General features: G+C 73.6%; 24 protein-coding genes and 3 tRNA genes. 10 read left to right on the forward strand and 17 right to left on the reverse strand.

Going from position 1 to position 25,763, the window contains the following annotated elements:
* Nucleotides 1–31 precede the first annotated feature (31 nt).
* Entirely contained in the window at nucleotides 32–472 is a 441-nt protein-coding gene (locus tag HBO46_RS18710) for a pyridoxamine 5'-phosphate oxidase family protein (RefSeq protein WP_166134404.1), read from the reverse strand.
* Between the two features lie 128 nt (nucleotides 473–600).
* Here HBO46_RS18710 and HBO46_RS18715 point away from each other — a divergent pair, with 128 nt between their 5' ends.
* Nucleotides 601–1,530: a universal stress protein gene (locus tag HBO46_RS18715; RefSeq protein ID WP_166134406.1), complete on the forward strand. Its 930-nt coding sequence runs from the start codon at nucleotides 601–603 to the stop codon at nucleotides 1,528–1,530.
* A gap of 39 nt (nucleotides 1,531–1,569) precedes the next feature.
* On the opposite strand, the gene HBO46_RS18720 is transcribed toward HBO46_RS18715, so the two are convergent.
* A complete protein-coding gene (locus HBO46_RS18720) occupies nucleotides 1,570–2,646 on the reverse strand; it encodes a PP2C family protein-serine/threonine phosphatase (protein ID WP_166134408.1) in 1,077 nt (358 codons plus the stop codon).
* A gap of 183 nt (nucleotides 2,647–2,829) precedes the next feature.
* Between HBO46_RS18720 and HBO46_RS18725 the strand changes: the two genes are divergently transcribed.
* The gene (locus HBO46_RS18725) at nucleotides 2,830–3,996 is read left to right on the forward strand and encodes an acyl-CoA dehydrogenase family protein (RefSeq protein WP_166134410.1); all 1,167 of its coding nucleotides are present in this window, start codon (nucleotides 2,830–2,832) and stop codon (nucleotides 3,994–3,996) included.
* Nucleotides 3,997–4,037: 41 nt separating this feature from the next.
* Here the strand turns inward: HBO46_RS18725 and HBO46_RS18730 are convergent, their stop codons facing one another.
* Nucleotides 4,038–6,317, reverse strand: coding sequence for a SpoIIE family protein phosphatase (locus HBO46_RS18730; protein WP_166134412.1), 2,280 nt, complete (start codon nucleotides 6,315–6,317; stop codon nucleotides 4,038–4,040).
* Nucleotides 6,318–6,404: 87 nt separating this feature from the next.
* Nucleotides 6,405–6,947, reverse strand: a complete 543-nt coding sequence (locus HBO46_RS18735; protein ID WP_166134414.1) for a GNAT family N-acetyltransferase — start codon at nucleotides 6,945–6,947, stop codon at nucleotides 6,405–6,407.
* A gap of 101 nt (nucleotides 6,948–7,048) precedes the next feature.
* Here HBO46_RS18735 and HBO46_RS18740 point away from each other — a divergent pair, with 101 nt between their 5' ends.
* Nucleotides 7,049–7,705 carry a PaaI family thioesterase gene (locus HBO46_RS18740; RefSeq protein WP_166134416.1) on the forward strand — a complete coding sequence of 219 codons (657 nt, stop codon included), beginning with the start codon at nucleotides 7,049–7,051 and terminating at the stop codon, nucleotides 7,703–7,705.
* A 28-nt stretch (nucleotides 7,706–7,733) separates the two neighbouring features.
* On the opposite strand, the gene HBO46_RS18745 is transcribed toward HBO46_RS18740, so the two are convergent.
* Nucleotides 7,734–9,221 carry an NAD(P)/FAD-dependent oxidoreductase gene (locus HBO46_RS18745; protein WP_166134418.1) on the reverse strand — a complete coding sequence of 496 codons (1,488 nt, stop codon included), beginning with the start codon at nucleotides 9,219–9,221 and terminating at the stop codon, nucleotides 7,734–7,736.
* A gap of 274 nt (nucleotides 9,222–9,495) precedes the next feature.
* Between HBO46_RS18745 and HBO46_RS18750 the strand changes: the two genes are divergently transcribed.
* Nucleotides 9,496–10,452 (forward strand): ATP-binding protein, encoded by a 957-nt coding sequence (locus HBO46_RS18750; RefSeq protein ID WP_166134420.1) that lies wholly within the window; start codon nucleotides 9,496–9,498, stop codon nucleotides 10,450–10,452.
* Nucleotides 10,453–10,501: 49 nt separating this feature from the next.
* Here HBO46_RS18750 and HBO46_RS18755 read toward each other — a convergent pair whose 3' ends face one another.
* The 3 genes from HBO46_RS18755 to HBO46_RS18765 form a co-directional block, all read right to left on the reverse strand.
* Nucleotides 10,502–10,876, reverse strand: coding sequence for a metallopeptidase family protein (locus tag HBO46_RS18755; protein WP_166134424.1), 375 nt, complete (start codon nucleotides 10,874–10,876; stop codon nucleotides 10,502–10,504).
* Nucleotides 10,877–10,969: 93 nt separating this feature from the next.
* Nucleotides 10,970–11,046, reverse strand: a tRNA-Asp gene (locus HBO46_RS18760).
* A gap of 112 nt (nucleotides 11,047–11,158) precedes the next feature.
* Nucleotides 11,159–11,231, reverse strand: a tRNA-Glu gene (locus HBO46_RS18765).
* Between the two features lie 206 nt (nucleotides 11,232–11,437).
* Here HBO46_RS18765 and HBO46_RS18770 point away from each other — a divergent pair.
* Nucleotides 11,438–11,514, forward strand: a tRNA-Phe gene (locus tag HBO46_RS18770).
* 100 nt (nucleotides 11,515–11,614) lie between these two features.
* Here the strand turns inward: HBO46_RS18770 and HBO46_RS18775 are convergent.
* The gene (locus HBO46_RS18775) at nucleotides 11,615–12,268 is read right to left on the reverse strand and encodes a GTPase domain-containing protein (protein WP_207950236.1); all 654 of its coding nucleotides are present in this window, start codon (nucleotides 12,266–12,268) and stop codon (nucleotides 11,615–11,617) included.
* Between the two features lie 213 nt (nucleotides 12,269–12,481).
* Here HBO46_RS18775 and HBO46_RS18780 point away from each other — a divergent pair, with 213 nt between their 5' ends.
* Both HBO46_RS18780 and HBO46_RS18785 read left to right on the forward strand, forming a co-directional pair.
* Nucleotides 12,482–13,258 (forward strand): SDR family oxidoreductase, encoded by a 777-nt coding sequence (locus HBO46_RS18780; RefSeq protein WP_166134429.1) that lies wholly within the window; start codon nucleotides 12,482–12,484, stop codon nucleotides 13,256–13,258.
* A gap of 61 nt (nucleotides 13,259–13,319) precedes the next feature.
* Nucleotides 13,320–14,651 (forward strand): hypothetical protein, encoded by a 1,332-nt coding sequence (locus HBO46_RS18785; protein WP_166134431.1) that lies wholly within the window; start codon nucleotides 13,320–13,322, stop codon nucleotides 14,649–14,651.
* Between the two features lie 225 nt (nucleotides 14,652–14,876).
* On the opposite strand, the gene HBO46_RS18790 is transcribed toward HBO46_RS18785, so the two are convergent.
* From HBO46_RS18790 to purF, 3 genes are all read right to left on the reverse strand, one after another.
* A complete protein-coding gene (locus HBO46_RS18790; protein ID WP_153325225.1) occupies nucleotides 14,877–15,065 on the reverse strand; it encodes a DUF3073 domain-containing protein in 189 nt (62 codons plus the stop codon).
* A gap of 174 nt (nucleotides 15,066–15,239) precedes the next feature.
* Nucleotides 15,240–16,367, reverse strand: coding sequence for a phosphoribosylformylglycinamidine cyclo-ligase (gene purM / locus HBO46_RS18795; protein ID WP_166134433.1), 1,128 nt, complete (start codon nucleotides 16,365–16,367; stop codon nucleotides 15,240–15,242).
* Between the two features lie 11 nt (nucleotides 16,368–16,378).
* A complete protein-coding gene (gene purF / locus HBO46_RS18800; RefSeq protein WP_166134434.1) occupies nucleotides 16,379–17,941 on the reverse strand; it encodes an amidophosphoribosyltransferase in 1,563 nt (520 codons plus the stop codon).
* 115 nt (nucleotides 17,942–18,056) lie between these two features.
* Between purF and HBO46_RS18805 the strand changes: the two genes are divergently transcribed.
* Nucleotides 18,057–19,832, forward strand: coding sequence for a sensor histidine kinase (locus HBO46_RS18805; protein WP_166134436.1), 1,776 nt, complete (start codon nucleotides 18,057–18,059; stop codon nucleotides 19,830–19,832).
* Between the two features lie 33 nt (nucleotides 19,833–19,865).
* On the opposite strand, the gene HBO46_RS18810 is transcribed toward HBO46_RS18805, so the two are convergent.
* The 5 genes from HBO46_RS18810 to HBO46_RS18830 form a co-directional block, all read right to left on the reverse strand.
* A complete protein-coding gene (locus tag HBO46_RS18810) occupies nucleotides 19,866–20,690 on the reverse strand; it encodes a DUF1963 domain-containing protein (RefSeq protein ID WP_166134438.1) in 825 nt (274 codons plus the stop codon).
* 73 nt (nucleotides 20,691–20,763) lie between these two features.
* Nucleotides 20,764–22,110, reverse strand: coding sequence for a dipeptidase (locus HBO46_RS18815; protein ID WP_166134440.1), 1,347 nt, complete (start codon nucleotides 22,108–22,110; stop codon nucleotides 20,764–20,766).
* 60 nt (nucleotides 22,111–22,170) lie between these two features.
* Nucleotides 22,171–22,368: a hypothetical protein gene (locus HBO46_RS18820; RefSeq protein WP_166134442.1), complete on the reverse strand. Its 198-nt coding sequence runs from the start codon at nucleotides 22,366–22,368 to the stop codon at nucleotides 22,171–22,173.
* 179 nt (nucleotides 22,369–22,547) lie between these two features.
* Nucleotides 22,548–22,907, reverse strand: coding sequence for a sterol carrier family protein (locus HBO46_RS18825; protein WP_166134444.1), 360 nt, complete (start codon nucleotides 22,905–22,907; stop codon nucleotides 22,548–22,550).
* A 9-nt stretch (nucleotides 22,908–22,916) separates the two neighbouring features.
* A complete protein-coding gene (locus tag HBO46_RS18830; RefSeq protein ID WP_166134446.1) occupies nucleotides 22,917–23,903 on the reverse strand; it encodes a helix-turn-helix transcriptional regulator in 987 nt (328 codons plus the stop codon).
* A 61-nt stretch (nucleotides 23,904–23,964) separates the two neighbouring features.
* Here HBO46_RS18830 and HBO46_RS18835 point away from each other — a divergent pair, with 61 nt between their 5' ends.
* Together HBO46_RS18835 and HBO46_RS18840 are read left to right on the forward strand one after the other, a co-directional pair.
* Nucleotides 23,965–24,975 carry an ABC transporter ATP-binding protein gene (locus HBO46_RS18835; RefSeq protein ID WP_166134448.1) on the forward strand — a complete coding sequence of 337 codons (1,011 nt, stop codon included), beginning with the start codon at nucleotides 23,965–23,967 and terminating at the stop codon, nucleotides 24,973–24,975.
* A complete protein-coding gene (locus tag HBO46_RS18840; protein ID WP_166134450.1) occupies nucleotides 24,972–25,760 on the forward strand; it encodes an ABC transporter permease in 789 nt (262 codons plus the stop codon). Before HBO46_RS18835 ends, HBO46_RS18840 begins: the two co-directional genes overlap by 4 nt.
* Nucleotides 25,761–25,763 lie beyond the last annotated feature (3 nt).

Here is a 25,763-nt window from a genome sequence, read left to right on the forward strand (position 1 = left end):
CCGGGCTGTGGACGTCGGGGGGAGGTCCGGGTCAGAGCACCCGGCGGTAGTCCAGCTCGCGCAGCGGGTCCCACCCGCCGCCGAGCTGGCGACCGGTCAGCCGGGTCCAGCGCAGCCGCAGGTGGTGCGGTCGCTCCCCGGATGCCCAGGGCCGCGGCGGCCAGCTGCGCGCGATCTCGGCGAGCTCGGCCTCGTCGGTGACGTGCTCCGCCTGGCCGTGCGCCACCACGCTCCAACCGCGCTGGTGCTCGTGGTCGATGCGATCGATCTCGTAGGCCATCGGGGTGCCCGGCTCGACCGTGGCGAGCGGCGACCCCGGGCCCACGCGCACGACCACCCCGTCGCCGACCACCGAGTGGTTCAACGGCAGCACGTGCAGCCCGGCGGGCGTCGAGAACGCCATGCGGCCGGTCACGGTGGTGCGCAGCAGCGCCTCGCAATGCTCCGTGGCGAGGTCGAGCAGATCCTGCACGGGTACCTCCAAGGCGCCGGGTCGGGCGTCAGTATCGCAGCCGCACGGCACCAGCAGGGGTCCTTGGTCCCGGCGCGCCGGGCCGTGCGGCCGTGGACACCGCCGCGCGCGACCGACAGGATCGAGCCATGGAGACCACGACGCAGTTCGACCTCGACGACGTTCCTCACGGCAGCGTCGTCGTTGCCTTCGACGGCTCGGACCACGCCCAGACCGCCCTCGCCTGGGCCACCGCCCAGGCCCGGACGGAGAACCGCCGCCTGGCGATCCTCGAGGCCGTGGAGCCGATGGGGGCCAACACCCGCACCATGCTGTTGAGCACCGGCATCCACCCCGAGGCCCTTCAGGACCAGATCATCGGCGAGGCCAACGAGAGGATCGCCGCCGCGGCGAAGGAGCTCGTCGAGGCCAACCCCGGCCTCGAGGTGATCCCCGTCGTCCGGGTCGGCGACCCCCGCGACCTGGTCCTCGCCGCGGCCTCCCGCGCCGACGTGCTGGTGCTCGGCTCGCGCGGACGCGGCCCGGTGCGCTCGCTGCTCCTCGGGTCCACGAGCGTGGCGGTGGCCCGGCACGCGACCTGCCCGGTCGTGGTGATCCGGCCCGACCACCGCCCCGCCGGCACCCGCCACGGCGTGCTCGTGGGCGCCGACGGCACCGAGAACTCGCTGCCCGCCCTCGAGCGTGCCTACCGCGAGGCGGCGGCCCGCAACCTCCCGGTCACCGTGATGCACGCCTTCTGGGACCTGCTGGCCGCTGGGACCGCCGCCCACCTGGTGCCCCAGGAGCGCGGCCAGGAGGAGACCGAGGAGCTGCAGGTCCTGCTCGCCGAGTCGGTCGCCGGCTTCTCCGAGAAGTACCCCGACGTCGAGGTGCACCTCCAGCTGGCCCGCGGCCTGGTCGAGGAGGCCCTCGCCACCGGTGCCCGCGACGCCGACCTCGTGGTGGTCGGCCGCCACCGCACCGGCCCGCTCCGCGCGATCCTGCGCGGCTCGGTCTCGACCGCGGTGCTGGAGCACGCCGAGTGCCCCGTCATGGTCGTGCCCTCCGAGAAGGACTAGCCCAGGCCGAGAAGGACCGGGGCCGGCGTACGCGCCGGCTCAGCGACCCGCGTGGGCGACGCCCACGCGGGTCCGGTCCTCTGCCAGCACGAGCGCCACGTCGTCGGCCACCCGGCCGCCCACGTGGGCGCGCAGGCGCTCGACCAGCCCGTCCAGGGCGGCCGGCAGCGGCCGGTCGGTGAGCACCGGGGTGCCGGCGTCGAGCCCGAAGAACTCCCCCGCCTCGTCGCGGGCCTCCACCAGCCCGTCGGTGTAGAGCAGCATCCGCGAGCCCGGTCGCCACGGGTGCACGGCCAGCTCGGGGTCCGGCATCAGCCCGAGCGGCGGCGTCGGCTCGCCGGTGTCCAGCACCCGGGCGCCGTCGGCGTCCAGCAGCAGCGGCGGGTGGTGCCCGCAGTTCGCGAGCGCGACGGTGCCGTCCTCGCGGAACTCCGCGAACACCGCGGTCACGAACTCCTCGTCGTCGATCAGCCGGGAGATCACGTCGTCCACCCTCCGCGCGAGGGTCGCGGGGTCCGGAGCGCTCAGCGCGGCCTGGCGGAACGCGCCCAGCACCGACGCCGCGGTCTGGACAGCCGGCAGGCCCTTGCCGCGGACGTCCCCGACGATCACCCGTACGCCGAACGGCGTCGCGGCGATCTCGTAGAGGTCCCCGCCGATCCCCGCCTCCTCGGAGGCGGAGACGTAGCGGACGGCGAAGCCCATGGTGCCGATCCGCTCCGGGGAGGCGCGCAGCACGGCACGCTGGGCGGCGTCGGCGATGACCGTCAGCCGGCGCAGCCGGGCCTCGCGCCGCTCCCGGGTCTCGGCCGACACGACGGCCAGCACCCCGAGCACCAGGCAGGTCAGACCGCGGACGGCGAACTCCGCCGCGCCGTAGCCCTCCGACAGCGCACCGACGCCGAGCGTGGCCGCGAGGGCGAACGCGGCGACCCCCGCCGTACGACGGGCCGTGGACATCATCGCCGTGACGAGCGCGCCGATGCCGAAGCCACCGGTCAGCGCCACGAGCGAGACCCGGTCGAGCATCGCGACGAGCAGCACGATGCTCATTCCTGCCCAGACGCCGGAGTCTCGCACCCACGAGGCGGGAGCCTCGTCGACGGTCACACTCATGTGTCCAAGGATTCCAGAATCCGCGGCCGCCGCGCACATCCACCCCCGCGCTGTACGGGGCCCTCGGTGGCCCACCACACGGGACGCCACCGCCGGTGTCGCTCCCTCCCGATCAGGCGCCGCGACCACCGCTGACGCAAGATCGAGGTGTCCCCCACCACCGAGCCCAGGAGCCCGACCACCGTGAGCGCCCGCCGAGTCCTGCCCACCGACGAAGCCGCCGACCTGGTCCGGCTGGTCCGCCAGATCGCCACGACCGAGCTCGCCCCGCGCGTCGCCGAGGCCGAGCGCACCGAGACGTTCCCGCGCGAGGTGTTCCGGATGCTCGGGCGCACCGGCCTGCTGGGCCTGCCCTACCCCGAGGAGCACGGCGGCGGTGGCCAGCCCTACGAGGTCTACCTCCAGGTGCTCGAGGAGGTCGCCGCGGTGTGGGCGTCGGTCGGGGTCGGGGTCTCGGTGCACGCCCTGTCCTGCTTCGGGCTGGTCACCCGCGGCACCCCCGAGCAGCAGGCCAGGTGGCTGCCCGACATGCTCGGGGGCGAGCTGCTCGGTGCCTACTGCCTCTCCGAGCCGCACGCCGGTTCCGACCCGGCGGCGATGACCACCTCCGCCCGCCGCGACGGCGACGACTACGTCATCACCGGTGCCAAGGCCTGGACGACGCACGGCGGGCACGCCGACTTCTACAAGGTGATGGCCCGCACCAGCGACGACCGGCAGGGCATCTCCTGCTTCCTGGTCCCCGCCGACAGCCCGGGCCTGAGCGCCGACCGGCCCGAGGAGAAGATGGGGCTGACCGGTTCGGCGACCGCGACGATGCGCTTCGACGGTGTCCGGGTGCCGGCCGAGCGTCGCCTCGGTGAGGAGGGCGACGGGCTGCGGATCGCACTGGCCGGCCTGGACTCCGGGCGGCTCGGCATCGCCGCGGTGGCGACCGGCCTGGCCCAGGGCGCGCTCGACCAGGCCGTGGCGTACGCCAAGGAGCGCGAGACCTTCGGGCGCCGGATCATCGACCACCAGGGCCTCGGCTTCCTGCTCGCCGACATGGAGGCGGCCGTGCAGACGGCGCGCGCGATGACGCTGCACGCGGCGCGCCTCAAGGACGCCGGGCGTCCGTTCTCCCGCGAGGCCTCGATCGCCAAGCTGGTCGCGACCGACAACGCCATGAAGGTCACCACCGACGCCGTGCAGGTGCTCGGCGGCTACGGCTACACCCGCGACTTCCCGGTGGAGCGCTACATGCGCGAGGCCAAGGTCATGCAGATCTTCGAGGGCACCAACCAGATCCAGCGCCTGGTCATCTCCCGCGGCCTCGCCGGCCCCGACACCGCCCCGATCGAGCACGCCTAGCCCGCGGCGGACTCGGCGCAGTTGGTGGGCCGCGCGAGCGCTCAGTCGCGCGAGCGGACCCGGACCGCGAGCAGCGTGGTGTCGTCGTCGCGCTTGCCGGGTACGGCGGCCAGCAGCCGGTCCGCCCAGCTGTCGAACTCGCCGGGCTGCTCACTGGGCGGGGCGATCGCGCCGAGCTGGGCCAGGGAGACGCCGAGGTTGACGCCGCGGCGCTCGATCAGCCCGTCGCTGTAGAGCAGCAGCGTCGCGCCGGGCGCCAGTTGGAGCTCGCTCTCGACCGCCGCGACGACGCCGAGGCCGAGCAGCGGTCGACGGCCGACCTCGAGCTCGAGGGAGGTGCCGTCCTCGACCAGGAACGGCGGCGGGTGCCCGGCGGCGGCGAGGGTGGCGCGACCGGTCACCGGATCGACGACGGCGATCAGCGCGGTCGCCACCGCGTGCTCGATGAGGCCGTCCATGAAGCGGTCGGTGCGGTCGAGCGCGGAGGCCGGGGACTCCCCGGCGAACAGGTGGGCGCGCACCGCCGAGCGGACCTGGGTCATCGTGGTGGCCGCGGCGACGCCGTGCCCGGCGACGTCACCGACGACGAACGCGACGCGTCCGTCGTCGAGGGCGAAGGCGTCCCACCAGTCCCCGCCGAGCTGGAAGGTCGAGGCCGGCACGTAGCGGGCGATCACGTCGAGGCCCTCGAACTGCGGCGCCGTCTGCGGGATGACGCTGCGCTGGAGCGACTCGGCGACGTCGATCTGCTCCCGGGCGTGCAGGAACAGCAGGCTGGCGAGGTGGCTGGAGACCGCCACGGCGGCCTCGGAGTGCCACGGCTCCCACGGGGCGGAGCGCCCCCGCACGTCCTGCTGCCACTTCTCGAAGGACTTGCGCGGGCTCAGCCGGACCTCGGGGTCCTCGGCGCGGGCGAGCAGCTTGTTGGTGGGATCGCCGCCCCAGTCGACGACACGGCGCAGCTCGGGGCGGAACCACACCAGCCAGCGGTCGGGGGCCGAGCCGACGACGAGCGCACCGGCCGCGACGTCCTCGACGGCGGCGAGCTCGGGGTCGACCTCGGCGAGGCGGGACGTGGAGGCGGGGCGGTTGTTCTCCGGGCGCAGCAGCGCCGCGACCCGGCGTACGACGGCCTCGTCGGGCACCTGACCGAGGGTGGTGATGACGTCGTCGAAGCACAGCGCGACTCCGGTGGCGCCCATCAGCGTCAGCAGGTCGGGATCGGCCATCAGCGCGTCGAGGGCGTGCGGCCCGCTGGCCGAGGTGCGTGCAGTGATCTCGTTGAGCAGCCGACCGGTCTCGAGCTGGGCCTCGCGCTGGTCGGAGCGCTGGCGCTCGGCGATCAGCTGGGAGGCCGCCTGGCCGAGGAACTCCGAGGCGGCGCGGACGTCGTGCCCGGGGCGGTGCGGTCCGGAGTAGTGGTGGCACGCGATCAGGCCCCACAGCTCGCCGTCGACGACCAGGGAGACCGACATGGAGGCGGTGACGCCCATGTTGCCGAGGTACTCCAGGTGGATCGGCGAGACGCTGCGCAGCACCGAGTGCGAGAGGTCCAGCGGCTGACCCGTGTCGGGGTCGTGCACCGGGGTCAGGGCCACCGGCAGGTAGTCGATGTCGGCGATCAGCCGGGTCCAGTTGACGGTGTAGAGGCGCCGGGCCTGGGCGGGGATGTCGGTCGCGGGGTAGTGCAGGCCGAGGAACGGGTTGAGGTCGGCGCGGCGCTCCTCCGCGATCACCTCGCCGTTCCAGTCCTCGTCGAAGCGGTAGACCATCACCCGGTCGAAGCCGGTGAGCCCGGCGACCTCGCTGGCGAGCTGGGCACTCAGCTCGAGCACGGTGCCGGTGCGGGCCAGGCGCTGCATCGCACCGCGGGCCAGCCGGTAGGAGGGCATCGCCACCGCGACGTCGGCCGCGGGCTCGAGCTCGACGATGATCCGCTCGCCGGAGCGGTGCACGTTGACGTCGAGCTCGGCACCGAGGGCGCCGTGGCGCTCCGCGACCTCCTCGACGACCAGGCGCAGGCCCTCGCCGCCGGTGCGGGCGACGGACTCCGCGATGGTGCGCGCGGCACGCTCCCCGAGCAGGTCGGCGAGCTCCGCGCCGAGCAGCCGGTCGAGGTCGACGCCGAGCATCTCCTTGACGTTGTCGGAGGCCATCGCGACCCGCAGGTCGGCGTCGAGGGCGAGCAGCACGCCGTGCGGCTGGATCGCGCCGGGCACGTGGATCGGCTCGCGCTCGCAGTTGCTCAGCGTCGCCGGCTCGTACGCCGGGGTGTGCGCCTCCGGCTCTCCCTGGGGCGCAGTGGCCTGAGCTGATGTCATGGCCACCTCCCGATCCGGCCGCCCTGGGTGGGCGGAAGCACCCCACATCCTCGCAGCAGCGGCCATGATTCACCACTGCTGGCGGGCTCAGGCGCCGAGGTCGATCCAGTAGCGCCGCTTGCCGCTGCGGACGTCCTCGAGGACACCACCGTTGCGCTCGATGGTCCGCCGGGACGCCTCGTTGTCCTCGTCGCAGGTCACCAGGACCCGCTCCAGGCCGAGTTCGCGGGCCTCGACGAGCGCCAGGGCGAGGGCACGGGCGGCGTGGCCCTCACGGCGCCGGCTCGGGCGCACGGAGTAGCCGATGTGACCGCCGAGCTCGTGCAGCCAGTCGTTGAGCTCGTGACGCAGCGCGAGGTGCCCGACGACCTCCTCGGCCCCGTCGCGGCCGTCGGGGGCGTCGGCGAGGATCCAGTAGAACGTGCACGGCACCCGGTCCTCGGGCAGCCGGGTGGCCGGGTCGGCCTGGGCGAGCAGGTGCTCGACCGCCCGCCGGCAGCCCGCCTCGGTGGTGTCGAGCCCGGGAAGGTCGCCGAGGCCGGAGCCGTCGATGTGACCGCCCTCGAACTCCGCCACCGTGGCGGCCCACGACGGGCGGAGGGCGACATCGGGGCGCGCGAGACGGGTCATGGGCCCATCCCACCAGACGGCGGCGCGGGCCGCGCGGGCCGTCGTCCCGCCGCGTGGAAGTCCGTCCTCCCGGGTGGCCGCGCTGGCCTAGAGTGCGCGCCGTGAACGGCTACGAGCACGACCACACGACCGCCGAGCAGCTGCAGGCCGAGGTGGAGCTCTACACGCCCTTCACCGCTGCGGTCCGCGACCTGGTGGACGCGACCATCCGCACCCTCGCCGGCCCCGACGAGATCCGCGCCGCCCAGGCCGAGATCGAGGCGGTCACCGCCCGGCTGCGCGCCGAGCAGCTGCCCGGCTCCTACGGCGTGCGCCTGCGCGACGACGGCACGGCCCGCTCCTGGGGCAACGCGGTGGTGGGGCTGCGCAACCCGGTCGCGCCCCCGCTGCGCATCGAGTCCGACAGCGAGCGGGTCTGGGCCGACTTCCACCTCGGCGCCGCCTACGAGGGACCGCCGACGTTCGTGCACGGCGGGGTGACCTCGCTGCTGCTCGACCAGCTCCTGGGACACGCGGCCAGCGCCGCCGGACGCCCGGGCATGACCGCGAGCCTGACCCTGAGCTACCGGCGTCCCACGCCGCTCGGCGACCTGCGGGCCGAGGCCTGGGTGGATCGCAGCGAGGGGTACAAGACCTGGGCGAAGGGCGTCCTCATCGGCCCGGACGGGGTCACGGTGGAGGCCGAGGGCCTGTTCATCCTGCCGCGCTGGGCGCGTGAGCAGGTCGCCCCCGAGGACATCCCGGCGTCCTTCGAGTAGCCCCCGGCAGCCAGGGCGTCCGACTCAGTCAGTCGGCCTTGGTGCCCCGCTCGCGCTCGTCGGTGAGCCGGGCCTCCTCAGCGGCCTGGGCCTCCAGCTCGATGCGTCGAGCCTGATCGGCGGCTTCGCGCGCCGCGTCGTACTCGCCGGGCTCGGAGACCAGGTCGGTCGCGCCGCCCTCGAGCCGGCCGAGCGCGCTGCGCGCGAACACCTGCTGCTCGGTGGTGGTCCTCTCGGAGCGACCGCGGCCGATGAAGGAGACCGCCCAGCGCAGCACCGCCGTCACCCGGTTCTTGAACCCGGTGAGGTAGAAGAGGTGCACGACCAGCCACATCAGCCAGGCGACGATGCCGCTGACGCGCAGGTTGCCGACCATCGCGACCGCGCGGAAGCGGCTGATGATGGCCATCGAGCCCTTGTCGAAGTACTTGAACGGCCCTTGGGAGGGCTTGCCCCGCAGCCGGCCGTCGATCTCCTTGGCGGCGTACTTCGCTCCCTGGATCGCGACCTGCGCGACGCCCGGGAGGTTGTCGAGGGCGATCATGTCGCCGACCACGAAGACCTCCGGGTGCCCGGGGAGGGTGAGGTCGGGGTTGACGCCGATGCGGCCGGCGCGGTCCAGCGGCGCACCGGTCTGCTCGGCGAGGGTGCGGCCGAGCGGGCTCGCCTGCACGCCCGCGGCCCAGATCTTGGTGACGCTCTCGATCCGCTCGACGCGGCCGTCCTTGAACTTCATCTGCAGGCCGCGCTCGTCGACGTCGGTGACCATCGCACCGAGGATCACCTCGACACCGAGCTTGGACAGCTCGCGCTCGGCCTTGGTGCCGAGCTTGGTGCCGAACGGCGGCAGCACCTGGCCCGCGGCGTCGACCAGCACCACGCGGGCCTGGTGGGTGTTGATGGCGCGGAAGTCCCGGCGCAGGGTGCGGTGCGCGAGCTCGGCGATCTGGCCGGCCATCTCCACGCCCGTCGGCCCCGCGCCGACGACCACGAAGGTCAGCAGGTGGTCGACCGACTCACCGCGACCGGCGGCCAGCTCGGCGAGCTCGAAGGCGCCGAAGATCCGCCCGCGCAGCTCCAGGGCGTCGTCGATGCTCTTCATCCCCGGCGCGAACTCGGCGAACTGGTCGTTGCCGAAGTAGGACTGCCCCGCACCCGCCGCCACGATCAGCGAGTCGTACGGCGTGACGGTCTCGCGGCCCAGGACGTGGGAGAGGACCTCACGGCGCTCGAGGTCGATGTCGGTGACCTCACCGAGGATGACCTGGGCGTTCTTCTGCCCGGAGAGCACCTCACGGGTCGGCGGGGCGATCTCGCCCTCGGAGAGGATGCCGGTCGCCACCTGGTAGAGCAGCGGCTGGAAGAGGTGGTGGGTCGTCTTCGCGATGACGGTGACGTCGACGTCGGAGTCGTGGAGCGACTTGGCTCCGAAGAGCCCCCCGAAGCCGGAGCCGATGATCACCACGCGGTGTCGTGCGGCTCGTCCGGTTCCGTCGTTCGCTGCCAGCGCTGCCATGAAGTGACCTTTCTGCGGGGATATGCCCATTGTCCCGCGCCCTGGGACCGGGAGGACACCCCGGTGCCCCATGCGGTGAATCGCGACACCGTTCGGCGCGCCGCGTCTCGTCCAGCGGGGATCGTGGGCGGGCCCACTCGATTCGCGTCACACTTTCGACTACTTTCAACAACACGGCGTTTGTCCCCGGAGGCCCGGGGGTAGACGGCGAAGGACGGATTGTCCCCCGTCACCCCGACCCCCCGACCGTCTCGCCCGACCCAGGAGCGCCTCTGTGCCCTTGAACCGGCCCGCCCTCTCCTTGGGCATCGGCCCGCGGGGGGTGCAGGAAGCGCGCCGGTGGGTCCTGAACACCTGTCACGACATCGGGCGCGACGACCTCGCGGAGTGCGCCGAGCTCGGTGTCTCCGAGCTGGTCACCAACGCACTGCTGCACGGCACCCACCCGATCACCGTGCGGGTGCGCGGCACCGCGGAGCACCCGCGCGTGGAGGTCCGCGACGGCTCCCGCGAGCGCCCGCAGCTGCCCACGGAGATCGACCCCGAGGACGACCTGCTGCTGACGTTCGGGCGCGGGCTGAGCATCGTGGCGCGCTGCGCCGACGCCTGGGGCGCGGTGATCGAGGAGGACGGCAAGATCGTCTGGTTCGCCCCGGCCCGCGACTTCGCCGAGGACGACGGCGTCACCGGTGTCATCACCGGCGACGAGGAGGACCCGGTCGCCGTCCCCGAGGACCCGGTCTCGGTCCAGATCCGCGGCGTCCCGCTCGCCGACTACCTGGCCTTCCAGCGCCACTTCCGCGAGCTCGGCCGCGAGGTGCGCCTGCTGGCGCTCGCCCACCAGTCGGACTACCCGCTCGCGCAGGACCTCAGCGACCTCTTCTGCGCCCTCGACCGCCAACTGCGCGAGGGCGTGGGCCTGGACTCGCTGGAGGAGGCGACCACCCCCGGCGACGAGCTCACCGACGTCGACCTGGTCGCCTCTCGCGCCAGCACCCGCACGATGGCGCGCTTCATCGACATGCTCGACCTGGCCGACGAGTTCTGCCGCCAGCAGCGACTGCTCTCGCTGGCGCGCAGCCCCCGCCAGCGAGCCTTCCAGCGCTGGTACCTCGGCGAGTTCGTCCGCCAGGGAAGCGGCGAGACCCCGAAGGCATGGCAGGAGTTCGCCGCCGACGCCCTGGAGGACGACGACCTCGCGCTCGACGGGCAGCGCTCCCGCGCCTCCTAGGCCGCGCCGTACGCGCGCTCAGGCGTCCGGCGCACGGCGTACGCCGCCCTCAGGCGTACCCGAGGTCGTGCAGCCGCTCGTCGCTGATGCCGAAGTGGTGCGCGACCTCGTGCACGACGGTGATCCGCACCTCCTCCACCAGCTCCTCCTCGGACGCACAGAACTCGAGCAGCGGGTTGCGGAAGATGAAGATCCGGTCCGGCAGCGTCGCGCCGTACATGCTGTCGCGCTCGGTCAGGGCCACCCCGTCGTAGAGGCCGAGCAGGTCCGCGGGCTCGCCCGCCGGCGGCTCGTCCTCGACGAGGACCACCACGTTGCGCACCAGTGACGCGAGCTCGTCGGGGATCTGGTCGAGCGCGGCGTCGACGAGGGCGTCGAAGCGCTCGCGGTCGACATCGAGCCGGTCAAGGGGTTCAGGGGCCACGAGCCCATTGTCCAGACGCCCGACTGGGACCGCACGGACGGGGGAAATGACGAAGGGCCCCGGCCCACTCTCGTGGACCGGGACCCTCCGTGCTGGCGACCCCGACGGGACTCGAACCCGCGGCCTCCGCCGTGACAGGGCGGCGCGCTAACCAACTGCGCTACGGGGCCTCGCTTTGCTCTCCCTCACTGGGCGAGCGATGGAACTCTAACCCACGATCCGTGTGGACTCCCAATCGGGGCTCCACCCGCACCCGATCGGCTCTGACGAACCGATCTTCAGCACCCCCAACGGGATTCGAACCCGTGCTACCGCCGTGAAAGGGCGGGGTCCTGGGCCGCTAGACGATGGGGGCCAGACGAGAAGAAGCATAGAAGACGTCCGCCCGAGTGCTCCACGCGACACCCCCTTCGCGGGCGCGCGGGTGCCGCACGGGAGAGCGCCGCAGCAGGGACGGGGGCGATGCGGACCCCTCGCGCGCCCCATGTATAGTTCTGCGAGTCCGGGACGCTCTCCGAACGTCATCCTGTGCTGGTCGCAGGTGGCTCGGAGCCCGGAGTGGGGCAGGTAGCTCAGTTGGTACGAGCGTCCGCCTGAAAAGTGGAAGGTCGGCGGTTCGACCCCGCCCCTGCCCACCAGCAGCGCAGATCTCGATCTGCACCGAACGCCCCGCCGGATCCGGCGGGGCGTTCGTCATTTCCGCACCCCAGTACGACGCGACCGGAGCGGGAGCGACGTTCAGCGGTGCCCGGCGAGCTGTCCCATCCGGGTGGCGAGCGCGTCGAGGTAGGCGTCCCGGCGTGCGGCCGAGATCGGCCCGCCCGGCTCGACCCGGCTGCACACGGGCAGCACGTCGACGGAGAGCTTCGCGGCGCCCGCGAGCGCGCGGAGCTCATCGAGCCGGTCGCCGAACGGGGTGCCACTGCCCGGGGAGTAGGCCTCCACGACCTCCTCGACCCGGTCGGGGAAGAGATCGACCTTGGTCACCGCCACCACGAGCCAGGTCGGCCGCGGGCGGCGTACCGCCATCGAGGCGATGCGGTGCGCGGTCACGGTCCAGTCCTCGAGCTCGCGGGCCAGCTGCTCCTCGCGGTCGACCGCACGGACGCCGGAGGTGCCGGCGGTACGGCGACCGGTGGCGTAGCCGTGGGCGACGACGTGCAGCACGCCGTCGACGGGGTCATCGTGGAAGACCTCATCGAGGGCGCCGAGGCGGGTCGCGGCGTTCTCGCCGGGCACGACGCGGAACCGGAAGCCGTGCAGGCCGCGGCCGCGCCGGACCCGTCGCTCCAGGACCGCCGACCCCGCCTCGGCGATCTCGTCGTCGGCGCGCGGGCGACCGGCGAGATGCTCGACCAGCTCACTCTTGCCGACCCCGGTCATACCGGTCACGGCTACCGTGGGATAACGGTGTTGGAAGATTCCAGCCATGCGATCCCGTCCGCGGGCCAGCGACGCCGGCACGGCGCGCAGTCCCCGGCGGGCGTCGGCTCGGGCTTGCTGACGGGCCAGATGGCGGGGGTCGACCACGGCGCCAACGTACCGGACAGCACCCGCCCGGAGTGCTACCTTCAACTAGAATTGATTCTACTTCAGGAGGATTCCATGCCCCGTCGAGTCGTCGTCACCGGAAGCGCGTCCGGCATCGGTCAGGCCGTCGCCGCCCTCCTGCGCGAGCGAGGCGACGAGGTCATCGGCATCGACCTTCGTGACGCCGAGGTCCGTGCCGACCTCAGCACCGCCGAGGGGCGCGCCGAGGCGATCGACGCCGTACGCGAGCTGAGCGGCGGGACGATCGACGCCGTCGTCACCTGTGCCGGCGTCGCCCGCCCCGGCGAGCTGATGGTCCGCGTGAACTACTTCGGCACCACCGAGATCGTCGAGGGCCTGCGTCCCCTCCTCGCCGGCTCGCCCACGCCGCGGGTCGCGGTGGTCGGCTCGATCAGCGCCACCCAGACCCCGGACGCGCAGGTCCTCGCGGCCTGCCTGGCCGACGACGAGAGCGGCGCATCCGCCGCCGCGGCGCTGGCCGTGCAGGGACCCGGGGCGAACACCATCTACCCGGCCACGAAGGCCGCCCTTGCCCAGTGGGCCCGGCGCACCGCGATCGCCCCCGGATGGGCCGACGCCGGAATCGCGCTCAATGTCGTCTCCCCCGGCGTGGTGCTCACCCCGATGACGACGGCACTCTTCGCCGACGACGCCATGCGCGAGGTCATGGACAAGGCGGTGCCGATGCCGCTGCACGGCTACGCCACGCCCGAGGACGTCGCGCGCGTGCTGATCTGGCTGGTGGAGCCGACCACCACCCACATCACCGGCCAGGTGATCTACGTCGACGGTGGCGCCGAGGCCACCCTGCGCGGCCCCGACCGGTTCTGAGGCCGGCGAGGACGTGGCGGACGGCGGTGCCCGTCCCGAGCGCCGTCGCGGACGCGATGCGGTGAACCTCACCGAGATCCGCTTCGAGGTCGCGGCCCGGCACCGACCGGTCGCCCTGATCCAGGACGACCTGCCCGCCGGCGGCGCCGCCGCGCCGTACGTCGCGGTCGAGGCGCCCGTCGTCGAGGGGCAGCCGCTCGCGGTGCGCCTCACCGGGCGCGACGTCGTGCTGGAGGCCCGCCACGACCCCGGGGCCGGCGCGCACGGGCGGGTCACGCTGACCGCGCACGTCCAGGGCCGGGCGGTCCGGCGCTCCCCGCGCGAGCTGGCCGGCGCCCTGCGGCACCGCCACCGCGCCCTCTCCCGGCCGGACGCGCCGGTCACGACCCTCGGCCTCGCCCTCACCGGCACGCACGTCACCGTGCTGACGCGGGGAGCCGACGGCTGGACCGCGCGCGGCCGGCTCGACCTCGCCGACGAGCTCGACACCCGCGACGAGGCCTGGCTCGCCACCCTCGCCGCCGACAGCACCGGCGCGCACCGCTGGGGCCGCTTCGGCCAGCTCGGCCTGCGCGACCTGCGGCTGGCCACCCACGCCGACGGCACGACGTACCACCTCCCGGACGGGCGGCTGCTGCTCACCGCCACGAGCGCCGGCCCGGGGTTCTTCGACACCGCGCACACCTCGGTGTGGGCGCTCGACCCGGTCACGCTGGATCTCGAGCACCGCGGCGACGTGTTCTTCCGCCGACCCGACGCCCCGGGCGTCTTCGGCGACCACGCCTGCCACCTGGTGCGCGACGGCGCGCGGTGGCTGCTCGCGACCAGCACCTGGGGCGACTTCGACACCTCGCGGTCGATGCGGATCACCTACGCCGAGTCCGACGCCGACCTCACCCGCGGCCAGCACGTCCTCGACACCCGGCCACTCGACGTACCGACGACCGGCGTGCCGGCGGTCGGCGTCTGGGACCCGCACCTGGTCCGCGACGGGGAGCGCTGGCTGGTTGGCTACGTGGTGGCGACGCGCTACTTCCGCTTCGGGCCCGCGCTCGCCACCGGGCCGGCGCTCGACGCCCTCACGTTGCGCGCGGTCGACACCGCGTCGCGGGAGTGCGAGGGGACCACGCTGCTGCGCGACCCCGGGGCGGACGACGCCTGGCGGGTACTGGCGAGCAGCAAGGACCGCCGGGCCTACCCGGTCTGCGACCTCGACCTGGCCCCGCTGGGCCGGCTCGCCGCGCCGTACCCCTCGAACATCCCGTGGCCGACCCTCGCGCGCACCGGGGCGGGGTGGCTGCTCGCCGCGTTCGACGGGACCGAGCAGGGCGGTCGGCTGACCGGGTACGGCACCCACGGCGACGTGGTGCTCATGCGCTCCGTCCCGCACTGAGCGGGACCGACCCGGGTGACCGGGTCGCCAAGGACCGGATCCGCGACGCCTCGACTGGGCGGTCGACTGGGCGGAAACCGGGTCGGGTGACACCGCACCGTCCCCCGAGGCCCGCGGGCCGGTGGAGACATGGCGAACAGCACCGTGCCGTCAGGCGAAGCCTGGCGGCACGGTGGAGGTCGTCAGATGCGGTTCACACCCTGTGATGACACCCTCGACGCGGCGTCAGTCGCGGTGCGGTTCGGAGTAGTCTGCCCACTTCTCCAGGACCTCGGGATCTACCGGGTCCTCGGTGTGGTTCTTCTCACCGCCGTGCAGCTCTTGGGCCAACTTCCCGAAGTCCGTCTCGTGAGTGCGGTACTTCAGGTCGCGGGCGACCTTCGTCTGCTTGGCCTTTGCTCGGCCGCGCCCCATAGGGTCAGCCCCCTCGCACCTCGGCCGGGGCACTGTGGCTCCCGGGCTGTCCTCAGAAAATTCTCGTGAGGGCAACGCTACCTGCTGGCCGATGTTCCTGCACGTCCGGACCGCCCTTCGGCTTCCGCCGTGGGCGAACACCGCCTCTCGCGGGGGCCTCGCGGCCCGTGCGGGTCAGCTCCAGCCGGGGTGCTGGCCGATCAGCCTCACCCGTCCTCCGTCGGTCTCCGAGGCGGTCACCTCGCCGGCGACCCAGGCGTGGATGCCGAAGCCGTCGAGCACCCGGATCGCCTCGTCGACGTCCTCGGGGTGGGTCAGCGAGACCATCCCGACGCCACAGTTGAGGGTCATCTCCAGGTCGGCCTGGGAGAGCCCGCCCACCCGGCGTACGACGTCGAAGATGGGCTGGGGGGTCCAGGAGGCCCGGTCCAGGGTCGCGGTGAGCTCGGCGGGCATCACCCGCTCCAGGTTGGCCGCGAGGCCGCCACCGGTCACGTGGGACATCGCGTGGGTGCGGGTGCGCCGGGCGAGCTCGAGGCAGGCCTTGGCGTAGATGCGGGTGGGGACCAGCAGCTCGGTGCCCAGGGCGCCGCCCAGCTCCTCGACCTCGCGGTCCAGGGCCCAGCCGGCCTGCTCGAGCAGCACGTGGCGCACCAGCGAGTAGCCGTTGGAGTGCAGGCCGCTGGCGGCCATCGCGATCACCACGTCGCCGGGTCGGACCCGGCCGGGGCCGAGCAGGTCGTCGGCCTCGACGACACCGGTGGTCGCGCCGGCCACGTCGTACTCGTCGGGGGCGAGCAGGCCGGGGTGCTCGGCGGTCTCGCCGCCGACCAGCGCGCAGCCGGCCTCGACGCACGCCTCGGCGATGCCCTTGACGATCGCAGCGATCCGCTCGGGGACGACCCGGCCGGTGGCGATGTAGTCGGTCATGAACAGCGGCTCGGCGCCGCAGACCACGAGGTCGTCGACGACCATGCCGACCAGGTCGAAGCCGATCGTGTCGTGCACGTCCATGGCCTGGGCGATCGCGACCTTGGTGCCGACGCCGTCGGTGGAGGTGGCGAGCAGCGGGCGCTTGTACTTCGTGAGCGCGGAGGCGTCGAAGAGCCCGGCGAAGCCGCCCAGCCCGCCGATCATCTCCGGGCGGCGGGCCTTCTCGACCCAGCCCTTCATCAGGTCGATCGCGCGGTCGGCGGCCTCGATGTCGACGCCGGCGGCGGCGTAGGCGTTGGCGGTGCTGTTCGCGCCGGCAGTGGTCCCAGTGGGGGTGCCAGTGGGGGTGCCAGAGGGGGTCTCGGTCACGGGGTCGTTCCTCACGGGTTGTTCAGCACGGGCAGCGCCTTGCCCACGGTCGGGGAGGTGAGCGTCGCCTCGAGCAGGTGCTTGCCGAGCTGACTCTCGTCGGGGAGCGGCACGGGGTACTCCCCCGTGAAGCAGGCCTGGCACAGCTGCTCGGCCGGCTGCTTGGTGGCCTCGATCATCCCGTCGAGGGAGATGTAGCCGAGGCTGTCGGCACCGACGCTGTGGGCGATCTCGTCGACGTCGATGCCGTTGGCGATCAGCTCCGCGCGGGTCGCGAAGTCGATGCCGTAGAAGCACGGCCACTTCACCGGGGGGCTGGAGATGCGCACGTGCACCTCGAGGGCACCCGCCTCGCGCAGCATCCGCACCTGGGCGCGCTGGGTGTTGCCGCGCACGATGGAGTCGTCGACCACCACGATGCGCTTGCCGCGGATCATGTGGTCGAGGGCGTTGAGCTTGAGCCGGATGCCGAGCTGGCGCAGGGTCTGGCTGGGCTGGATGAACGTGCGCCCGACGTAGGCGTTCTTGACGAAGCCCTGGCCGAAGGGGATGCCGCTCTCCTCGGCGTACCCGGCGGCGGCCGGCGTACCGGACTCGGGCACCGGCATCACCAGGTCCGCCTCGACGGGGAACTCGCGGGCCAGCTGGCGGCCCATCTCGACGCGCGCCTCGTGGACGCTGCGCCCGCTGATGGTGGCGTCGGGGCGGGCGAGGTAGACGTACTCGAAGACGCAGCCCTTGCGGTCGGGCTCGGCGAACTTGTGCGAGCGCAGGCCCTGGTCGTCGATGACGATCATCTCGCCGGGCTCGACCTCGCGCACGACGCTGGCGCCGATGGTGGCCAGTGCGGCGCTCTCCGAGGCCACCACCCAGCCACGCTCGAGGCGACCGAGGACCAGCGGGCGGATGCCCTGGGGGTCGCGGGCGGCGTAGAGGGTGTCCTCGTTCATCCACACGAAGCAGTACGCGCCACGCAGCATCGGCAGCACCTCGAGCGCGCGCTCCTCGAGCGTCCCGTCCGGGTGGTGGGCCATCAGCGCGGTGACCAGGCTGGTGTCGTTGGTCGCCTCGCCCTGCGGACGCTGGAGGTCGAGCTCGTCGGCCGGGCCGGGCAGCGCCGCGACCAGCTCACGCAGCTCGTGGGTGTTGATCAGGTTGCCGTTGTGGCCCAGCGCGATCGAGCCGTGCCCGGTCGGGCGGAACGTCGGCTGGGCGTTCTCCCACGTGCTCGCCCCGGTCGTGGAGTAGCGCGTATGGCCGATCGCGAGGTGGCCGCGCAGCGAGCTGAGCGTGGACTCGTCGAAGACCTGCGAGACCAGCCCCATGTCCTTGTAGACCAGGATCTGGCGGCCGTTGCTCACCGCGATGCCGGCGGACTCCTGCCCGCGGTGCTGGAGCGCGTAGAGACCGAAGTAGGTCAGCTTGGCCACGTCTTCGCCCGGGGCCCAGACGCCGAAGACGCCACAGGCGTCCTGGGGTCCCTGGTCCTGCGGGTCGATCGCGTGGGTGAGGCGGCCGTCGCCGCCCCGCCGACCAGCACTGGAAGAGCTGCCACTGCTGCTGAGGAAGGGCACGGGCCCAGTCTAGGGCGTGGCGGCCCCGTGTCCTGCGCGGGTGACGGTGCTGGACTTCGGGACAGGCGGCGGCCCGCGCCGTACTCTGGGCGGCCACGACTCCTCCTGAGGGACCATGACCACCTCGCAGCTCGCATCCACCTCCCGTTCGGCGGTGATCACCGCCCCGTCGCGCGACGCGTTGCAGCTGATCGCCGACGGGGTGACCCAGGTCGCCGGGTTCGGGGTCGCCGCGATCAGCGTCGTCCGCGACGACACGCACATGCAGATCGTCGCCGTGGCCGGCAGCGAGGAGGCCCGCCGCTCGCTCGAGGGCAGCCGCACCCCGATCGCGGAGCTGATGGCGGAGATCGCGGTCGCCGACGACTGGGGCCTGTTCAAGTTCGTGCCCCACGAGCGCCTCGACCTCGAGGACGACCAGTGGGGCTGGGTCCCCGACATCGAGCCGATCGACGCCCCCGACGCCTGGCACCCGCTCGACCTGCTGGTCGCGCCGCTCGTCGACGACCAGGGCGTGCTGCGCGGCATGCTCAGCATCGACCTGCCCACCGACGGTCTCCGTCCCGGCGTCGGGCAGCGCCGGATGCTCCAGGCGTACGCCGAGCAGGCCGGCCGCGCGGTCGTCACCGCGCTGGAGCGCGAGGCGCTCGCCGAGCAGGTGCGCCTGGCCGAGGCGGCGCGCGGGGTGATCCGCAACGCCTCCAGCCACCTCGCCCTCGCCGACGTGCTGGGCGAGTGCCACGGCGCGCTCGCCCAGGGCTTCCGCGCCGGCGGCGTGTGGGTGCAGACCTTCGGCGACGACCACCAGCGCTCCACGGCGATCTACGCCGCCGACGACAAGGTGCCCGAGCTCGGCCCCGAGCTGGAGGCGCTGGCCGAGAGCGTGGCCCGCCAGGTGTGGCAGACCCAGCGGGCGCTCGTGTTCAGCCGCGCCGACCCGGCGCCCGAGGGAGCCCCCGCCCTGACCCCTGCGCAGCAGCAGCTGATCGTGGACGGCCTCGAGCGGGCGGAGGTGGGCACCCTGCTCTTCGTGCCCCTGGGGGCCGGGCGCGACTGCGTCGGCAACCTGGTGCTCACCCGCCCCGCCACCGAGCGGCCCTGGACCGAGACCGAGGCGAGTGCCGCGCTCGACATCGGCCACGACCTGGGTCGCGCGGTGCTCAACGCCCGCACGTTCGAGCGCGAGCACCTGCTCGTGCAGGAGCTGCAGGCCCTCGACACCTACAAGAGCCAGCTGATCGCCACGGTCTCGCATGAGCTGAAGAACCCGCTCACCGCGGTGCTGGGCCACCTGGAGATCCTGGAGTCGGTGGAGGTGCCGCGAGCGGTGCGCACCTCGCTGTCGGCGATGGAGCGCGGCGCGCGGCGCCTGGCCCGGGTCGCCGACGACCTGCTGCTGCTGGCGCGCATGGACGACCCCAGCACCCCGGTGCAGCGCCGGGCGGTCGACCTGCGGTCCGTGGTCGACGACGTCGTCGACCTCACCGCGATCTCCGCCTCCACCCGCGATCTGACCGTGCGCGTCGAGGCCCCGAACGGGCAGGTCATCGCGATGGGCGACCCCGACGAGCTCGACCGAGTGCTCACCAACCTGCTGAGCAACGCGGTGAAGTACTCCCCCGACGGCGGCACCATCGTGGTGAACCTCGACCGCACCCCCGACGAGGTCGTCCTCACCTGCTCCGACGAGGGACTGGGCATCTCCGCGGCCGACCAGGAGAAGCTGTTCACCGAGTTCTTCCGCTCCAGCAACCCCGAAGCAGTCGCCCAGCCCGGCACCGGGCTCGGCCTGGCGATCGTGCGCCGCATCGTGCGCCGCCACGGCGGCCGGATCGAGGTCGAGTCCGAGATCGGCCGCGGCAGCACCTTCCGGGTGCTGCTGCCTGCCTGAGCCCCGGGGGGCCAGTGGGCGCCGACTCGGGGCTCAGCCACACTGCCAGGTGAAGGCGATCTCGTCCGGGTCGGCCGGGTCGGGCGGCGTGGAGCCGTCGGTGCGCACCAGCCAGTACAGGCACCCTGCGTCGCCCCAGGAGGTGCCGGCCGCCTCGTCACTGTCGACCTGCACCAGCGGGCGCCAGCGCATCGCCTCGGCGACGTGGGCCTCGTCGTAGGACGCTTCGCCCAGCCGGGTCGTCGCGGCCTCGAGCTCGACCGGGCCTTGCACGGGCTGGGCCCAGCCACCGACCTGGTGGCCCCACGCATCGGGGAGCTCCTCCTCCAGCAGGTCCGTCAGCACCTCGTCGAACGGCTCCATCACCTCCTTGAGGCCGAGCAGCTCGAGCACCGGGTGTTCCCAACCCGGCCAGGTGAGCACCTGGCGGCCGGTGAGCTCGACCGCAGAGCCGGCGCTCGGCGGCGTACCGGTCACGTGCAGCAGCCGCGCACCGGCGCGCGACCCGGGGTCGCCGGCGTACACGATCGCGCCGGTCCCCTCGGGGTCGTCGAAGTAGAACCCGAGCAGCCGCCCCTCGGTGGCAAGGGCCAGCCCCGGGTCGAGTCCGCCGGCAGCGAGCGCGTCGAGGTCGACCTCGACAACGAACGACAGCGGCCCGTTGCCGGGCCACTCCGGCCACGGCGTGCCCTCGGGCAGCGCCGGCATGCCGCCCAGCCGGGCGATCACCGGATCGCCCGGCCCCGCGGGCACCAGCTGTACGGCGGGTCGCAGCAGGCCCAGCCAGCGCTCGGCCGCCCCGTCGTCGAGGTGCTCGTGGGCGAGCCGGGTGAGGTGGTCGAGGCGGCGCTGGGTCACGGGCGTCAGTGTGGCAAGCGACGCACCACGAGCGCCGCCTCGACGCGTCATCGGCGCCGAGTCGGCGGGCGGGTCAGCCCTGGGCGAGGTTGCGCAGCAGCAGCGCCTCGGCGAGCACGACGCGCTCGAACTCCGCGAGGTGCAGGCCCTCGTTGGCGCCGTGGGCGCGGGTGTCGGGGTCCTCGACGCCGGTGACGAGCACGCTGGCCTCGGGGAAGGTCTCGAGGAACTCCGCGATGAACGGGATCGAGCCGCCCACGCCCATGTCGACCGGCGCGGTGCCGTCCCAGGCCTCGGTGAAGGCCTCCCGCGCCGCGTCGTACGCCGGGCCGGTGGCCTCGATGGCGGTGGCCTCGCCGGTGTCGACGACGGTGAAGGTGAGCTCGGCGCCCCACGGGACGTGCTGCTCGCAGTGGCGGCGCAGGCACTCCACCGCGTTGGCGGCGGTGTCGCCGGGGGCGATGCGCAGCGAGACCTTGGCGCGCGCGGAGGCGACCAGGGTGTTGCTGGCGCCGTCGACCTTGGGGGCGTCGAGGCCGGTGATCGAGAGCGCCGGCTTGGTCCACAGCCGCTCCACGACCGAGCCGGAGCCGATCCACTGCACGCCGGGGTTGACGCCGGACTCGGCCTGCAGACGGTCCTCGGGGTACTCCACGTCGGCGGCCGGGCCGCTGTGCAGGCCCTCGATGAGCAGGTTGCCGGCGTCGTCGTGGAACGAGGCGATCAGGCGGCTCAGGGTGATCAGCGAGTCGGGCACGAGCCCACCCCACATGCCGGAGTGCACCGCGTGGGTGAGCGTGCGGACCTCGATGTCGGCACGGACCAGGCCGCGCAGGCTCGTGGTCAGCGCGGGCACGCCGATGTCCCAGTTGCCGGAGTCGGCGATCACGATGACGTCGGCCGCGAGCCGGTCGCGGTGCTGGCGCAGCAGCTCGGGCAGGGTGTCGGAGCCGACCTCCTCCTCGCCCTCGATGAACATCGTGACGCTCACCGGCAGCTCGTCGCCGAAGACGCGCAGCGCGCCGAGGTGCGCGGCGATGCCGGCCTTGTCGTCGGCCGCGCCGCGGGCGTAGAGCCGGTCGCCGCGCTCGGTCGGCTCGAAGGGCGGGGAGTCCCACTCGGCGTGGTCGTTCTCGGGCTGCACGTCGTGGTGGGCGTAGAGCAGCACCGTGGGCGCACCGGCCGGGCCGGCCTTGTGGGCGATGACCGCCGGGGCGCCGCCGTCCTCGCGGGCGCTGACGATCTCGACGGTGTCGAAGTTCTCGGCGCGGAACAGCTCGGCCACCGCCTCGGCGCTGCGCTGCACCTCCGCGGCGCGCGCGGGGTCGGCGCTGACCGACTCGATGCGGACGAGGTCCTCGAGATCCCGGCGGATCCCGGGGAGGAGCTGCTGGACCCTGGCGTGGATGTCGAGACTCATGGGATCCAACCTAGGCGCTCCCCCGGGCTCATCCCAGAGCAGGTACGCCGGCGGCGGGGCCTACGCGCCTCCCGGCTCCGCCGGCACCTGGACGCACCGCTCGCCCCCGCACGCGTCGAGCAGGAAGCGCACGACGTCGAGGGGGCCGGTGTCGCGGGGCCGCATCCAGGCGACGTCGAGCACCCGGTCCTCGGCGACCCGGGCGCCGAGGAACCGCCACCCCTGCTCCGACGCGAGCAGGTGGCGGGCGACCTCCACGACGGTCCACCGCAGCCGCCAACCCGCAGCACGGACGGCCCGGCGTCCACGCCCTCCGGGTCGCCGGGATGCACCCCGAGATCGCCCATGTGCGGTCCTTCCGGTGCGCGACAGGAGGCCCATTCCCGGACCGGTCGGACCCGAACCACCTGACGGCGACCGCGAGGCGGTCGGCCGCGCTAGGTCAGGGGCAGGTACGACGTGAGGTCGGCGCGCTCCCCGCTGGCGCGCACCCGCCCGGCGGCGTCGGCGTCCTCCCAGGCGAGCCCACCGGTGGCGAGGTCGATCCAGGTGAGCGCGTCGGTCTCCACCACCGCCGGCGGGGTGCCGCGGGTGTGGCGCACACCGGGGATGACCTGCACCGCGGCGTACGGCGGCACGCGGACCTCCACGGAGCGGCCCGGCGCGCGCTCCTCGAGCACGGCGAGGTAGTGCTTGACCAGCAGCCTCAGGTCGGGCTTCTCGGCCTCCCCGGCGCGCAGCCGGGTGAGGGCGTCGGCGACCTCTGTGGCGGGGGCGGGCTTCAGACGGGCGGGCACGGCACCAGCCTAGGACGCGGGCGCGGTGGCGGCCCGGGCGAACACCTCCGCGGTCCGCGCCAGCGTCTCGCGCAGCTCCGGCGGCGACTCCACGACGAAGTCGGCACCGACCTGGGCGAGCACCACCACCGCCCAGGAGAGGTCGTCGACGCCCATCTCGAGCACGCACGAGCCGGGCTCGTCCTCGAGCAGCAGCGCCCGCCCCCATTGACCGACCGCGGCGGCGACCACCTCGGCGGGCGCCGAGACACGCGCCCGGACGGCGTAGCGGTGCGGCATGCCGCGGATGCCGGCCTCGACGAAGGCGACCGCGTCGGCCGCCGGGAGCTCACGACGGCGGAACCGCTGCCCGGTGGTGCCCACCTCCGCGATCCGGTCCACCCGGAAGGAGCGCCAGTCCTGGCGGTCGCGGTCGTAGGCCACGAGGTACCAGCGGCGACCCAGGGTGACCAGGCGGTGCGGCTCGACGCGACGCCGGCTCGGCTCGGCAGCGCCGCCGCCGCGAGCCGCCGGGGTGTGGGTGAACTCGACGCGCTCCTCGTCGCGACAGGCCTGGGCCAGCGTGGTGAGGGTGCCGGCGTCGAGCACCGGGGCACCGCGCCACGGGCCGGGCGACTCGGTCTGCGAGCGCACCGCCTCCATGCGGCGGCGCAGCCGGGGCGGCATCAGCGCGATCACCTTGGTGAGCGCCTGCACCGAGGTCTCCGCGAGCCCCGCGGCGGACCCGGTGGTCGCCTGGCGCAGCCCCACCGCGATCGCGACCGCCTCCTCGTCCTCGAGCAGAAGCGGTGGCAGCGCCCCGCCCGCCTGCAGCTGGTAGCCGCCGTCGACGCCGCGCGCCGCCTCCACGGCGTACCCGAGGTCGCGCAGCCGCTCCACGTCGCGCCGCAGCGTGCGGGGGCTGACCTCGAGGCGGGCCGCGAGCTCGGGCCCGGGCCAGTGCCGGTGGGTCTGCAGCAGGGAGAGGAGGCGCAGCATCCGGGCAGCGGTGGACATGGTCCGAGACTAGATCCGATTGCGGCCGGAAACTGTCCTGATCGGCCGGGAGGCTGGGGTCATGAGCCAGTTACCAGTGATCCGGACCCGTGGCCTCACCCGGCACTTCACCCGCGGCAAGAACACGATCGAGGCCGTCCGTGACCTCGATCTCGAGGTCGCCCCCGGCGAGCTCGTCGCCTTCCTCGGCCCCAACGGCGCCGGCAAGTCCACCACCCTGCGGATGCTGACCACCCTGCTCCCGCCGAGCTCCGGCAGCGCCGAGGTGGCCGGCTTCGACGTGGCGACCCAGCGCCGCGACGTACGCCGCAGCATCGGGTACGTCGGGCAGGGCAACGCGGCGGCGCACGCCCAGCGCGGTCGCGACGAGCTGGTCAGCCAGGGTCGCGCCTTCGGGCTCTCCCGAGCCGCCGCCCGGGAGCGCGCAGCCGAGCTGCTCGCGGACTTCGACCTCACCGAGCACGCCGACCGGCCGGTCTCGACCCTGTCCGGCGGTCAGCGGCGGCGCCTCGACGTCGCGATCGGGCTCGTGCACGCCCCACCGCTGATGTTCCTCGACGAGCCCTCGACGGGGCTGGACCCGCAGAACCGGGTCAACCTGACCGAGCAGGTGCTGCGCCTGCACCGCGAGCAGGGCACCACCGTCGTGCTCACCACGCACTACCTGGAGGAGGCCGACTCGATCGCCGACCGCGTGGTCGTCATCGACCACGGCACGGTCATCGCCGACGACAGCGCGGCCCGGCTCAAGGCCGGGCTCGGCGACCTGGTCTCGCTCGGGTTCGCGACCGCCACGGACGCCGGGCGGGCCGCCGAGCGGATCGGTCGCGTCCCGGAGGCCACGGTGGGCGTGCAGGACCGCGAGGTCACGGTGCGCGTCGCGCACGGCCGCAACCTGGTCCCCGGGCTCGTGCTCGACCTGGCGGCGGCAGGTGTCCCGGTCACCCGCCTCGAGGTGGTCGGCCCGAGCCTCGACGACGTCTTCCTCGACCTCACCGGCCGCAGCCTGCGCGACGCCCATGCCGACGCCACACCCGGCCCCGCCCCCGCGACGGAAGGAGCAGCGGCATGAGCGCCGTCGCCACCCACTCCAGCCACCCCGGCCCCGTCGCTCCCGGCTTCCTGGCCGACACCTGGAACGTCATGCTGCGCGAGCTGCGCCCGGTGTGGCGCGAGCCGGTGTCGGTGCTGTTCGCGATGGTGCAGCCGCTGGTGTTCCTCGCGCTCTTCGCCCCGCTGCTGCCGGAGGTCTCCGACGGCTCGGCGCTGCAGTGGTTCGTCCCGGGCATCGTCGCGATGACCGCGCTGATGGGCGCCTCCTTCACCGGCGCGAACCTGACCGCGGAGATCCAGTCCGGCTCCCACGAACGGCTGCTCGTCTCGCCGCTGTCGCGCGCCGCGCTGCTCGTCGGGCGCGCGCTCAAGGAGGTGGTCCCGCTCCTGATGCAGACCGCGATCATCCTGGTGGTGGTGACGCCGTTCAGCTACGACCTGCACCTGCGCGGCGTCCTGCTCGGGCTGGTGGTGCTGGCCGGGTTCAGCATCGGGGTCGGGGCGCTGTCCTTCGCCCTGGCGCTGGCCAGCAAGGACCAGGACTGGCTGTTCTGGACCGTCCAGCAGACCGCGATCTTCCCGCTGCTGCTGCTCGCCGGGGTGCTGCTCCCCCTCGAGGGCGCCCCGGGATGGCTGGCCTTCCTCGCCGACCTGAACCCGCTCGCCTACGTCGTCGACGCCGTCCGCGAGCTGTTCGCGGGCTCCTTCGACCCCGGCGTCGTCGGCGCGGGCTTCGCGGCATCGGCCGTGGTCGCCGCACTCGGCCTGGTCGTCGGGCTGCGCGCGATGAACCGGTCCGTCTGAGGG

This window comes from Nocardioides ochotonae (assembly GCF_011420305.2).
Classification (GTDB): domain Bacteria; phylum Actinomycetota; class Actinomycetes; order Propionibacteriales; family Nocardioidaceae; genus Nocardioides; species Nocardioides ochotonae.